Origin of the sequence: Rahnella bonaserana (assembly GCF_019049675.1) — a bacterium.
Taxonomy (GTDB): domain Bacteria; phylum Pseudomonadota; class Gammaproteobacteria; order Enterobacterales; family Enterobacteriaceae; genus Rahnella; species Rahnella bonaserana.
Map to the genome: position 1 here is coordinate 148,932 of NZ_JAFMOW010000057.1, position 11,736 is coordinate 160,667.

Sequence of the window (11,736 nt, forward strand, 5' to 3'; positions counted from 1 at the left end):
AAGCCGGTGACAAGAAGCCCTGAGTTCCGCTCAGGGTTTTCATATCAGTCTCCCACCGGCTTCAGCTGTCGAACCCGAATCCCATTTTATGCGCCCACTCAAAGATCTGTTCTTTGTAGAAAAAGCGCGGCTCACAGACGCCCGGCTCTCCCGGCGTCTGGATCATGACTGCTACACAGGGATAAGCCACCGGGCGGGCATCAAAGATAAAGTCATCTACTTCCTGATCGGCAAACTCAGAGGTTTCGCCTACCGCACTCGCCTGGAATATTTCATCCATTATCCATTTACGGTATTCAAATTCATTATTGATAAATTTCATCATTCACCTCTGTTCGGCTTTTACTCCACATACGGTCAGTGCCGGTTCAATTCAACCGTGTAAGGCGTCACCGCCACAGCAAGGGCAGACTTCAGCGCGGGAGACTGACATTTCAGCGCTGCCGTCGGTGTCCCATTCCACCCGCAAAGGCTGGCCATTATCGCCTTCAGCTTTTATGAAGCGATCAAAATACGTCGCCTGTCCGGTCATCGTTTCAGTCAGCAGGAGTTCATCGCCAGCATAAATGCGTGCGGTTGCCTGGGCATCTTGTTTCTCTCCCGAAATGATTTTGTGCAGATGATGAATAGTCAGTTTGATACGTTCCACAGTCGCTCCTGTCACGGCTCAACATCTTTTTCGCTTGTCAGATTCATTCACGAAAATGATGTCCAGCCGCTATTTTATCAGAGCATGCAGGGTAACGTCATGGCCTGTGGCCATGTTTAAACGCGGAATTAATGAGCTAACTGTGCTGTTCCGGTGGGATCCGGCAGCTGTTGTTGTTCGAGACGAGCCAGATCGTACACATCGTAAAAATCGACAAAACCTTTATGGCTGACGATCGACTCAATACGATGTTTAATCCGTGCGCTTACGCTGCCGGAACTGAGGATTTGTTGCACGGCATCCGCAGATAATTCACGGCTGAAATACCATTCACCGTTGTAGCAGACGCGTAAATCCAGCACGCCGATATCTTCATAGCGATAAACCGGTTTGATTTCGAGCAGTAACATTGCCGACATGAAGATCAGAAACGCGGTGAACCCCATGAACCAGCCGAGGCCCATGTAAGGCGAAACGTACATCACGATACCCACAGCGATATACCCCACCAGCATGGCCAGACACAACCACGGGTGATTCACAAAGAATTCTGCGTTAATCCGTGGTTTCCCGTCGCGCCCTTCCTGATGGTTGATACGATCAATTTCACTGTTTAATACACTTTTGATTACGTCCATCTCATTTCCTCATTGCGTCACGACTATAATGCAATCTGATAGGTAAATTTTATCATGACAACTGTTATAGCGCGTAGAGCAGTTACCGGGAGTTAAACGGCAAACTGTTATAGTTTGGCATTTGCATCACCCTAAAAGGAACCCACTCACTGCATGTCAGATAAAAGGAGATCATCGTGGCATTATTAATCGTAGAAAGGCCGGCGAAAAAGCTGGTGAGCTACCGGGTTGTTGGCCCTTATAAGGAGTCCATCCATAATGGGTTTCAGCACCTGACAAAATGGGTTGCGCGGCACCACCAGCCGCAAAATGAATGGCTGACGTGGTTTCACGATAACCCGGATACTACGCCTGCTGAAGCTTTGCGTGCTGATCCTTCGGTATGCGTTGCGGATAACTTTATTCTGGATGATGCCGAAGGGCTGACGCTGCAAACGTTGCCCGGTGGCACGTATGCGGCGTATCACACCACGATAACAGATGAGAACTTCGAAAAAGCCTGGCGAGATTTTTACGGCCAGTTGCTCGCCAGCAGTCATTACCGTCCGGACGGTAAGGCCTGTTTTGAGCACTATCTCAGTGATGGCTCGAAAAATGGCATCTGGGAAGTGGTGCTGTATCAGTCGGTCGAGAAAATTCCGCCGATCCGCTAGCTATTCAAACCAGCAACGGGATGTCAGACTGGTCGCAAAAATCGAGATAAGCCTGTGGTGGCTCAGCGTCGCTGACCACCACATTAAAACGGGCAAGAGGTGCGATCGCCGCCGGTCGCACCTGATCGAACTTGCTGCTGTCAGCCACCAGAATGCTTTGCGCAGAGCGTTCAATGGCCTGATGTTTCATCAGTAACTCATCAAAGTTGAAACACGTCACGCCATGCTCAATGCTCACACCGGCAGCGGAAATGAACGCTTTCGAGGGCCGGATAAAATCGAGTTCACTGCTGCGCCCAATCGGCGTGAAAATACTGTTGCTGGATTTGAACGCCCCGCCGCACAAAATAACCTCGCAATGCGGTTTTTCCTGCAACGCCAGAAACGTATTCAGGGAATAGCAAATAGCGGTAAATACACAGTCTTCAGCAATTTTTTCAATCACATAAGGCATAGTCGTGCCGCAATCGAAAAATACAGTATCGTTATTCTGGATGAGGCTGGCAGCACGCGATGCAAGTCGCCGCTTTTCCTCAATCTGACGCATTTTCTGTTCGCTGACAAAATAATGCGTTGCCGGGCTATTTTTGGGATCCATAACGATGTAACCGCCCAGCAGGATAACCGGAGCGGGGGCGGAATTCAGATCACGACGGATCGTCATTTCGGAAACATCAAGCAGCAAAGACGCTTCTTTAAGATGAATTTTGTCGGTCTTTTTTAAAGCCAGTAACAGACGCTGGATCCTGTCTTCACGCTTACTTTCCATGATGTTATCTCACGCCCTTACCGTTTCGCAGCCGCTCACTATACCGTTGCCGGTCACTCACCGCAAACCCCTGCAACGCCTGAATTTATTGCAACTGACGCAGCGTCAGATAACCGCCAAATACTGCACCAGTATCAATATAAAACTGATTAGCGAACTGCATCGCGGGTTCCACCGGCGTATGGCCGAAATAGAATTCGTCAGCTCCGGAAATAGGTTTGTAACGCCCTGCCAGAGCAAAGTTAACGCGATCCCGGTTCCAGATAATTTCGTAACCATCCAGAAGCTTACCGAAAACATAGTCATCGGAAATATAATCAGCGTGGGCGATAACAATAAGCTTAGCTTCACGGGTCGTCAGTTCCAGCACATGCGGCAGTTTATCGGCCTGTAAAATCAGTGACTTTGCTTCTTCCTGCTTTTCGCCTTGCAGCGCATAAAACCAGTCCCCACCATTGCGCAGCCAGCGGGGAATATTTTCTTCATTTACTGCATCAATGGCCATCTGTTCATGATTGCCCCTCACACAGGAAAAACAGGGTTCATTCATCAACTTCAGACATCCCACACTGTCAGGCCCGCGGTCGGCGAGATCTCCGACTGACAGCAACAAATCCCGATGCGGGTCGAAGGCCACTTTCGCCAGTTTCTCTTCAAGCAGGCTCAGGCAGCCATGTAAATCTCCGACAATATAAATGTGTCTGTAAACCGAACCATCTATACGCTGGTAAATTGCGGAAGTCATACGCAGGAAGGCCCCCTTAAAGAAGTGAATCTTTTGAGTGTAACGCATCGAGGTGAAGTGGAAAGCAGAGAACGGAAGTGGAAAGCATAAAGAAAACCGAAAGGTCATTTTCCCGAGGCATCAGCGGCTTGTGCGCTCTCTACACTGAGTTGACGCTGAAATCCACTGATAATTAAATTATCGTTAAGTAACTGACGCCTTTTTGTGCTAGACTACTGCCCGCTCTAAGTAAAACCGGAGGTTTTATGAGTTCCACAGTTGTAAGCGCTCACGACGAGTGTCCGTTGTGCCAAAGCACGAATAAGACGTCGGTCAATATGTCGGCAAAAATTGTTACTGTGACCTGCACATCTTGTGGCCGGTACAGTATCTTCCGTAAAACCATGGAAGAGATCTCAATTGACCGTAAGAAACGTGTTGCCCTGCAGGCGTTTTTCACCAGCCAGCCTAACTACCACCTGCCTTTATCTATCAGGGCACTGAGCAATACTGAATCACCGGGTGAATTCTGACCCTAAAAACGCCCCTCGGGGCTGTTTTAATTTCTGATTTTCTTCATTCCTTTTATCCTTAACCAACATTCTGTTCAGAAATAAAACTCTGACTGCGGCTGTTTGCGCGAAGGATGTCATCGAAGAAACACTTAAGGCCTCCTGTTGCAGGTGGCCTTTTTTATTGCGTCTGTTTTGTGGCAACGGCTGGTGTTGCATCCGGGTAGTAGCGTCAGAGTGGTAGCAGCGGAAAGTGCATGAATTTCAGACATAAAAAAACCACCCGAAGGTGGCTATAACGACATTACTACTATATTGCTTTTGATTATTCTTTGCATTTTCCCATGGTACCCGGGACGAGACTTGAACTCGTACAGCCATAAGCCGAGGGATTTTAAATCCCTTGTGTCTACCGATTCCACCACCCGGGCTCCGGGAAAATTGGAGGCGCGTTCCGGAGTCGAACCGGACTAGGCGGATTTGCAATCCGCTACATAACCGCTTTGTTAACGCGCCTTAAATCTTACTACTTGTCTTGCACTTAAACCAATTCACGAACCAGTTTAATAAAATTTGGAGCGGGAAACGAGACTCGAACTCGCGACCCCGACCTTGGCAAGGTCGTGCTCTACCAACTGAGCTATTCCCGCTTTAATCAGAACGTACTGATTTTTTTAACTAATCTTCTGGCATAAGACTGGCTGCCTTCCGATGCGTTGCATTCTACTGACCTGACGGATTGAGTCAATAAAATTATTACTTCAGGCGATCGTTTGACGTTTTTTACGTCAGTTTGATCAGGGTTCCAGCAAATCGTGGCGCGCAGCGTTCAGATATTGGAACATTGACCAGAAAGTCAGCACCGCAGCAATGTACAACGCCACGACACCCACGCCCACAACAATCGGATCTGGACGCCATAATAATGCAACCAGCGACAGCATTTGCGCGGTGGTCTTCACTTTACCAATCCACGATACCGCCACGCTGCTTCGCTTACCAATTTCAGCCATCCATTCACGCAATGCTGAAATGATAATTTCACGGGCAATCATGGTCGCAGCAGGTAACGTAATCCACCAGGAGTGGAAATACTCCGCCACCAGCACCAGCGCAATGGCTACCATCACTTTATCGGCGACGGGATCCAGAAACGCACCGAAGCGGGTCGTTTGCTTCAGACGACGAGCCAGATAACCATCAAACCAGTCAGTCGCGGCAGCAAAAACGAAGATCAACGCACAAGCCAGCGGTGCCCAGGGATAAGGCAGGTAGAAGGCCAGCACGAAGAACGGTATCAGTACAACGCGAAACAGGGTAAGGCACGTAGGTATATTAAATTGCATAGCGAAGGTAACTGTTTGTCCGGTGTGGATATTATGAGTATGTTGCTACAACGCCCTTAGTGTTTCAACGCATTATGAATCTTTTCTGCCAATGCGATAGAAATACCCGGCACCTGTGCAATTTCCTCTACGCTGGCATTCAGTAATGGCTGAATGCCTCCCATGTATTTCAGTAAAACCTGACGCCGTTTCGGCCCGACGCCTTCGATTTCTTCCAGTGCGCTGGTGGTGCGGACTTTAGCGCGTCTCTGCCGGTGGCCCGTAATGGCATGATTGTGTGAATCATCACGAATATGCTGAATAACGTGCAGAGCCGGAGAATCTGCCGGTAACGCAATCCCCTCGCCTTCTGGCACAAAGAACAAGGTTTCCAGTCCGGCTTTACGATCCGCCCCCTTGGCGATACCAATCAGCAACGGTTTAGATTTATCCCACTCCACATTCAGCGAATGAAACACGTCCAGCGCCATGCCAAGCTGCCCTTTACCGCCATCGATAAAGATTACATCCGGGATTTTATTATCATCCAGCGCTTTGCCATAGCGGCGCTGCAATACCTGCGCCATCGCGGCGTAGTCATCGCCGGGCGTAATGCCGGTGATGTTATAGCGCCGGTATTCAGAACGCACCGGACCGTTGCCGTCGAAAACCACACAAGATGCGACCGTCTGCTCGCCCATAGTATGGCTGATGTCGAAGCATTCCATGCGGTTAATTTCAGCAAGATGCAGGGTTTTTGCCAGCTCTGCCAGCCGCTGATGAATCGTCGACTGCTGCGCCAGCTTTGTCGTCAGGGCTGTTGAAGCATTGGTGCGGGCCAGTTTCAGATAACGCGCACGGTCGCCGCGCGGTTTACTCTGTATTTGCACTTTGCGCCCTGCCAGTTCGCTCAGCGATTCGGCCAGCAGATCTTTTTCCGCCAGACTGAAGTCCAGCAAGATTTCACCCGGAAGTGTCCGCTGCTGACTGCCCTGCAGATAAAATTGCCCGACAAATGTTTGTACCACTTCACCCAGGTCAGTGCCACCGGGTACTTTCGGATAATAACTGCGGCTGCCCAGCACTTTGCCCTGCCGGATAAACAAGACGTGCAGACAGGCCATACCGGATTCAAAGGCCACGCCGATGACATCCAGATCTTCGCTGTTACCTGACACGAACTGGCGTTCGGTTACGCGGCGTACGGCCTGGATCTGATCTCTTATCCGCCCGGCATCTTCAAATCGCAGTGACTTGCTGGCTTCTTCCATACGGTTAACAAGCTGAGTGACCACCTGCTGATCTTTACCGGACAGGAACAGGCGAACGTAATCCACCTGATCTTTATAATCTTCTTCACTCACCAGCCCTTTGACGCACGGCCCCAGGCAACGGCCAATCTGATATTGCAGACAAGGACGCGAGCGGTTGCTGTAAACACTGTTTTCGCACTGGCGGATCGGGAAAAGTTTTTGCAGCAAAGCCAGTGTTTCACGCACGGCATAAGAGTTCGGGAAAGGCCCGAAATACTCGCCTTTGGCGTGTTTTGCACCGCGGTGGACCGTAATTCTTGGGTGATTATCCGCGCTCAGGAAGATCAGCGGATAAGACTTATCATCACGTAATAATACGTTATAACGTGGCTGATACAGCTTAATGTAGTTATGTTCGAGGAGCAGCGCTTCCGTTTCCGTATGCGTTACGGTGACATCGATTTGCGCAATATTTTTGACCAGAGTTTCGGTCTTGCGGCTGGAAACCTGGACGCGAAAATAACTCGAAAGACGTTTTTTAAGGTCTTTGGCTTTACCTACGTAGATTACGGTGCCGCTGGCGTCATACATCCTGTAGACGCCGGGCTGGCTGGTGACCGTTTTCAGAAAGGCCTTGGGGTCGAAACGCTCATCACTCACTGCCTGATAAAGTCTCCGTGTTGAACAAACCGTGTCGAATAGCCAAATGGGTTAACTCAACATCGCCGCTGATATTTAATTTACTAAACATCCTATAACGATAACTGTTAACAGTCTTCGGACTCAAGTTTAGTTGTTCTGAAATTTCATTCACTTTTTGTCCCTTGGTAATCATCAGCATGATTTGTAATTCACGCTCAGATAAGGAATCAAACGGTGTTTCAGACTGAGGTTCTATCTGGCTCAGTGCCATTTGCTGTGCAATATCAGATGCAATATAACGCTGACCAGAATCGACCAGACGAATCGCATTAACCACTTCCTGTGGTGCAGCACCTTTGCTCAGATAACCTGACGCCCCCGCCTGCATCACTTTGGCCGGCAACGGGTTTTCAGTATAAATCGTTAACATGATGATCTTGATATCCGGAGAGAAACGAACGATTTTTTTCGTCGCTTCCAGCCCGCCAATACCTGGCATGTTCATATCCATCAGGACAATATCAACATCATTGGTACGACACCATTTGACGGCATCTTCACCGCATTGCGCCTCACCAACGACTTTGATGCCTTTGATATCTTCAAGAATGCGTCGGATCCCTGCGCGCACCAGTTCGTGGTCATCAACAAGAAGAACGCTAATCAAAGAGAATTCTCCAAAAAATAAGGGCAACACACCGTCAGGGTCTTCAGGCCAGTCCTACGTATTCAAACGCGGCGAACATTAATATTGTTCTCAGACAGCTTATAAATGAAGAGAAGGTGGCAATTAGAGGCCAGCATCAACTAACTCGTCACACTGCCAGTCAGCGGCAGTGTTTTTTAATCAGGAAGACACAGTTATTTATTATAGCCCGCGTATTTTACTCTAACATGTCTTCCTGACCAAGGAGTGTCTGCAAAAAACTATTTTGCTGAATGTAAATGAGAAATGCCATCACCTGTATAAATAATTTATGAAAAAGGCTTTTTAATCAAGGCTCAAACGGCTGGCATTGCCCAGTCTTTTTTCCCGCAAAAAAATAATGCCAGCCATTTTTTGCGGCTTAAAATCCATTGTTAACCAGGCTGGTTATTTAACCACCAGCGAACCTCATTCATATATATATATGATATGGCCGATGATTATTTGCTACCGCACAAAATGCTGATGGATTATATGAATAAATCTGCACAGTAAGATGAAATGTTCTCAACCGGCAATAATGTTTAGTATTCTTTACTCCGTGTACAAAAGCGCTATATGTTTATATCGAATTAACACATTGCGGGAGCCGGCACCGGCGATGCACTAAAACCGGCCAACTATGCTAAAATGCCGCCACTTTCCACCCTGCGCGTACGGGTGAGTTCATTTTTAGCCCCATTTTTCTGCCCTTTAGAATTCGGCGTGCTGCCTGGCAGCCAGCCTGAGGAGATATAAATAATGAGTAACTGCGATTTTACAACTGAAGCCAACGTTGAAACACTGGCGACCGAAGTAGCCTGCCTGAAAGCCACACTGACCCTGATCCTTAAAGCCATCGGTCAGGCTGATGCGGGTAAAGTAATGCTGAACATGGAGCGCTTTGTTGCGCAGATGGAAGACGAGCAACAAGCTGAAGTCTTCAAAAACTCCCTGCAGCAGATTAAGTTCGCATACCGCCAGTAATGCATTCAGGAGTCTGTCATCCGACAGGCTCTGCCTTTCCCCCGTTTATCCCCTGCCCTCTGCTCCGATTTACTGCTTCCCCTTTCTGCTGCGTCTTTCTGCTATAATCAGACTCTGAATTCAATTAACGAGGACCAGAGCATGAGCGATGAAAAGAATAAAGAAAACAAAAGCAAAGCCGATGAAGTCCATGTCAGCGACGGGTTGGGAGAACTGCTGGAAGTTTCCGAACAACTGACTGAAGAAGAAATTCAGAAAGCGGCAGAAGAAGCGAAACAAGCCGTTGAAGATGCCAAGAATCAAAAACATCATTGATTAATGCAGCACAATTTCCTTGCCCCTCATCAGGCGATAGCGCCTCTGGCTATCGATTACCAGCACGGCGACAGTGAGCCCGCGCACAGCCACAGCTGTTCACAACTGATTCATGCTTTATCAGGCTTGGTGGAAGTTCATACCACGCTCGGTACCTGGATGGTGCCACCCGGACGCGGCGTCTGGCTACCCGCTTATGTCGAGCACAGCCTGCGTTTTATCGGTGGTGTCAAAGCCCGCACACTGTTTGTTGAGCCACTGGCCCGTGCCGATTTGCCCGCACAATGTCAGGTCGTGCAAATTTCGCCCTTGCTGCGCGAACTGATCCTCACCTCGCTGACCGTTCCGGTCGATTACCTGCCCGGCGGTCGCGATGAACGTATTATGGAGCTGTTGCTCGACGAATTACGTCTTTTACCGAGCTTACCTCTTCATCTTCCGGAACCTAAAGAGCCGGAGCTTCTGGTACTGACTCAACAGATCAGGGCAGACCTGGGTTCATCGTGGGAGCTGGAAGACGTCGCGCAACGCCTGGAGATCAGCAGCCGCACCCTCTCACGCCGTTTTCAGCGCGAAACGGGTTTGCGTTTTAGTGACTGGGTACGTCAGGCGAAATTACTGGAAGCACTGAACCAGCTGGCGGCAGGCGTGTCAGTGATTGATGTGGCGCTGGCACTCGGCTATGACAGCCCGAGTGCGTTTAGTGCGATGTTCCGCCGTATACTGGGCGTTTCACCCAGCGAATACTTTAATCACACCGCTTAATCAGACAAATTATTCAGCCATAATGGCGCTGGCTGCATTAAATAACGCCTGCAAAGACGCGCTGGAAACATCGCTGTCGATCCCCACGCCATAACAGGTTTCCCCCGGACGCCCCTGACAGCTCAGATAGGCCACTGCACGGCTGTGACTCTGATGTCCCAGCGTATGCTCGTGATAATCGCCGATTTCCAGTTGCACGTCGAAACTGCGACGCAGCGCATCTGCCGCGCCGGAAAGCAGACCATTACCGCTGCCGGTAATATGCTGATCTTCATTGCGGTAACGGATCCGCGCACTGAAATGACAGACGTTTTGTTCATCACTGCGGATGTCATAACCCAGCAGTTTGATTACCGGCTGCTCAGTTAAACCATAACGCTGGCGGAACAGGCGCCAGATATCACTGGTGCTCATTTCTTTGCCATGCGTATCCGTCTCGCGCTGCACGGCCTTGCTGAAATCAATCTGCAAGCCACGTGGCAATTTCAGACCGTGGTTTTGCTCGAGCAGCCACGCCGCCCCGCTTTTCCCTGACTGACTGTTGACGCGGATGACCGCTTCATAGCTGCAACCGACATCGGCCGGATCCAGCGGCAAGTACGGCACGCGCCAGTACGGGCTTACGGAAGCTTTCTGCGCCGCAAAACCTTTCTTGATAGCGTCCTGATGCGAACCGGAAAACGCCGTAAACACCAGTTCCCCCGCATAAGGATGGCGCGGATGCACCGGCAACTGATTGCACTCTTCCACTGCTTCAACAATGGCCTGCAAATTACTGAAATCCAGTTCAGGCGCGACACCCTGTGTATAAAGATTCAGTGCCAGCGTCACGAGATCCACGTTACCCGTGCGCTCGCCGTTTCCGAACAGACACCCTTCCACGCGATCTGCACCCGCCAGCATGGCCAGTTCGGCACAGGCCACGCCCGTCCCGCGGTCATTGTGCGGATGCACGCTGATTGAAACCTGCTGGCGGCGGCTGAAATGACGACAGAACCATTCAATCTGATCGGCATAAATATTCGGTGTGCTGACTTCCACGGTGGCTGGTAAATTAATGATCATCGGTCTTTGCGCGCCCGGCTCCCAGACATCCGCCACGGCTTCACACACTTCAAGCGCAAACTCCAGTTCCGTAAAACAAAACGTTTCCGGTGAATATTCGAACGTCCAGTCGGTTTGCGAATATTGCTCGCAAAGCTGGCGGATCTGCTGCGCACCGCGCACGGCCAGTTCACGGGTTGCGGCCTGATCCTGATTGAAAACAACTTCGCGGAAAACCGGCGCGGTGGCGTTATATAAATGCACGATAGCGCGCGGTACGTCTTTCAGGGCTTCGAAAGTGCGCGCAATCAGATCAGGACGCGATGGCGTCAGAACCTGGATCACCACGTCATCAGGGATCAGCTTGTCTTCAATCAGCCCGCGAACAAAATCAAAATCGGTTTGCGAAGCTGACGGGAATGCGACCTCAATTTGCTTAAAACCACACTTAATCAGCAAATCGAAAAACTGACGTTTACGCGCATTATCCATCGGCTCCGCCAGCGCCTGATTACCGTCGCGCAAATCACTTGAGCACCATTGCGGCGCGGCACTGAGCACATTTCCCGGCCACTGGCGGTCAGGCAAATTGACCTGCGGGAAGGGGCGATATTTCTGCGACGGGTCGTTTAACATACGATTCTCCTTGGGGTTTAGAGGCAGCTGCGATGCGCCGGTAGATTCATAGTACGCAAACGATAACTTCCTGCGCCTGACTAACTGACAGCCACCCTCGCAAAACGGACAAAAGAAAATGATAAATGAATCAAAGTCA

The 11,736-nt window shown here is 49.9% G+C and carries 14 protein-coding genes and 3 tRNA genes; 5 read left to right on the plus strand and 12 right to left on the minus strand.

The features are described from left to right. Positions 1-61: 61 nt before the first annotated feature. From J1778_RS07625 to J1778_RS07635, 3 genes are all read right to left on the minus strand, one after another. Positions 62-325, minus strand: a complete 264-nt coding sequence (locus tag J1778_RS07625) for a hypothetical protein (RefSeq protein ID WP_232829968.1) — start codon at positions 323-325, stop codon at positions 62-64. Between the two features lie 48 nt (positions 326-373). Continuing rightward, positions 374-649 (minus strand): hypothetical protein, encoded by a 276-nt coding sequence (locus J1778_RS07630; protein ID WP_217172653.1) that lies wholly within the window; start codon positions 647-649, stop codon positions 374-376. Positions 650-777: 128 nt separating this feature from the next. After that, a complete protein-coding gene (locus J1778_RS07635; protein ID WP_217172654.1) occupies positions 778-1,287 on the minus strand; it encodes a YlaC family protein in 510 nt (169 codons plus the stop codon). Positions 1,288-1,463: 176 nt separating this feature from the next. On the opposite strand from J1778_RS07635, the gene J1778_RS07640 reads away from it, so the two are divergent. Continuing rightward, positions 1,464-1,940: a GyrI-like domain-containing protein gene (locus J1778_RS07640; RefSeq protein WP_120506128.1), complete on the plus strand. Its 477-nt coding sequence runs from the start codon at positions 1,464-1,466 to the stop codon at positions 1,938-1,940. Between the two features lie 4 nt (positions 1,941-1,944). On the opposite strand, the gene deoR is transcribed toward J1778_RS07640, so the two are convergent. Together deoR and J1778_RS07650 are read right to left on the minus strand one after the other, a co-directional pair. Next, on the minus strand, positions 1,945-2,709 hold the full coding sequence (gene deoR, locus J1778_RS07645; RefSeq protein ID WP_217172655.1) for a DNA-binding transcriptional repressor DeoR: 765 nt from the start codon (positions 2,707-2,709) through the stop codon (positions 1,945-1,947). Between the two features lie 85 nt (positions 2,710-2,794). Next, complete coding sequence (locus J1778_RS07650) at positions 2,795-3,454, minus strand: metallophosphoesterase (RefSeq protein WP_217172656.1); 660 nt, start codon at positions 3,452-3,454, stop codon at positions 2,795-2,797. 245 nt (positions 3,455-3,699) lie between these two features. On the opposite strand from J1778_RS07650, the gene J1778_RS07655 reads away from it, so the two are divergent. Further along, complete coding sequence (locus J1778_RS07655; protein WP_217172657.1) at positions 3,700-3,966, plus strand: hypothetical protein; 267 nt, start codon at positions 3,700-3,702, stop codon at positions 3,964-3,966. Between the two features lie 324 nt (positions 3,967-4,290). Here the strand turns inward: J1778_RS07655 and J1778_RS07660 are convergent. From J1778_RS07660 to uvrY, 6 genes are all read right to left on the minus strand, one after another. Continuing rightward, positions 4,291-4,376: transfer RNA gene (locus J1778_RS07660), tRNA-Leu, on the minus strand. Positions 4,377-4,387: 11 nt separating this feature from the next. Further along, a tRNA-Cys gene (locus tag J1778_RS07665) sits at positions 4,388-4,461 on the minus strand. 58 nt (positions 4,462-4,519) lie between these two features. Continuing rightward, positions 4,520-4,595, minus strand: a tRNA-Gly gene (locus J1778_RS07670). 147 nt (positions 4,596-4,742) lie between these two features. After that, entirely contained in the window at positions 4,743-5,291 is a 549-nt protein-coding gene (gene pgsA / locus J1778_RS07675) for a CDP-diacylglycerol--glycerol-3-phosphate 3-phosphatidyltransferase (protein ID WP_217172658.1), read from the minus strand. 56 nt (positions 5,292-5,347) lie between these two features. Beyond that, on the minus strand, positions 5,348-7,183 hold the full coding sequence (gene uvrC, locus J1778_RS07680; protein ID WP_217172659.1) for an excinuclease ABC subunit UvrC: 1,836 nt from the start codon (positions 7,181-7,183) through the stop codon (positions 5,348-5,350). Then, positions 7,176-7,832, minus strand: coding sequence for a UvrY/SirA/GacA family response regulator transcription factor (gene uvrY / locus J1778_RS07685; RefSeq protein WP_013576296.1), 657 nt, complete (start codon positions 7,830-7,832; stop codon positions 7,176-7,178). The genes uvrC and uvrY overlap by 8 nt, the downstream gene beginning before the upstream one ends. Positions 7,833-8,612: 780 nt before the next feature. Between uvrY and J1778_RS07690 the strand changes: the two genes are divergently transcribed. The 3 genes from J1778_RS07690 (at position 8,613) to J1778_RS07700 (ending at position 9,917) form a co-directional block, all read left to right on the plus strand. After that, positions 8,613-8,837 carry a DUF2594 family protein gene (locus tag J1778_RS07690; protein ID WP_015697982.1) on the plus strand — a complete coding sequence of 75 codons (225 nt, stop codon included), beginning with the start codon at positions 8,613-8,615 and terminating at the stop codon, positions 8,835-8,837. A 141-nt stretch (positions 8,838-8,978) separates the two neighbouring features. Next, entirely contained in the window at positions 8,979-9,152 is a 174-nt protein-coding gene (locus tag J1778_RS07695; protein ID WP_217172660.1) for a hypothetical protein, read from the plus strand. 3 nt (positions 9,153-9,155) lie between these two features. After that, positions 9,156-9,917, plus strand: coding sequence for an AraC family transcriptional regulator (locus J1778_RS07700; RefSeq protein WP_217172661.1), 762 nt, complete (start codon positions 9,156-9,158; stop codon positions 9,915-9,917). 9 nt (positions 9,918-9,926) lie between these two features. Here the strand turns inward: J1778_RS07700 and leuA are convergent, their stop codons facing one another. Next, positions 9,927-11,597 carry a 2-isopropylmalate synthase gene (gene leuA / locus J1778_RS07705; protein WP_217172662.1) on the minus strand — a complete coding sequence of 557 codons (1,671 nt, stop codon included), beginning with the start codon at positions 11,595-11,597 and terminating at the stop codon, positions 9,927-9,929. Between the last annotated feature and the right edge of the window lie 139 nt (positions 11,598-11,736).

Bases quoted from the DNA above. Each gene is read 5' to 3' on its own strand.
- J1778_RS07625 (WP_232829968.1), bottom strand. From the start codon at position 325: ATGATGAAATTTATCAATAATGAATTTGAATACCGTAAATGGATAATG.
- J1778_RS07635 (WP_217172654.1), bottom strand. From the start codon at position 1,287: ATGGACGTAATCAAAAGTGTATTAAACAGTGAAATTGATCGTATCAAC.
- deoR (WP_217172655.1), bottom strand. From the start codon at position 2,709: ATGGAAAGTAAGCGTGAAGACAGGATCCAGCGTCTGTTACTGGCTTTA.
- J1778_RS07650 (WP_217172656.1), bottom strand. From the start codon at position 3,454: ATGACTTCCGCAATTTACCAGCGTATAGATGGTTCGGTTTACAGACAC.
- J1778_RS07655 (WP_217172657.1), top strand. From the start codon at position 3,700: ATGAGTTCCACAGTTGTAAGCGCTCACGACGAGTGTCCGTTGTGCCAA.
- pgsA (WP_217172658.1), bottom strand. From the start codon at position 5,291: ATGCAATTTAATATACCTACGTGCCTTACCCTGTTTCGCGTTGTACTG.
- J1778_RS07690 (WP_015697982.1), top strand. From the start codon at position 8,613: ATGAGTAACTGCGATTTTACAACTGAAGCCAACGTTGAAACACTGGCG.
- J1778_RS07695 (WP_217172660.1), top strand. From the start codon at position 8,979: ATGAGCGATGAAAAGAATAAAGAAAACAAAAGCAAAGCCGATGAAGTC.
- J1778_RS07700 (WP_217172661.1), top strand. From the start codon at position 9,156: ATGCAGCACAATTTCCTTGCCCCTCATCAGGCGATAGCGCCTCTGGCT.
- leuA (WP_217172662.1), bottom strand. From the start codon at position 11,597: ATGTTAAACGACCCGTCGCAGAAATATCGCCCCTTCCCGCAGGTCAAT.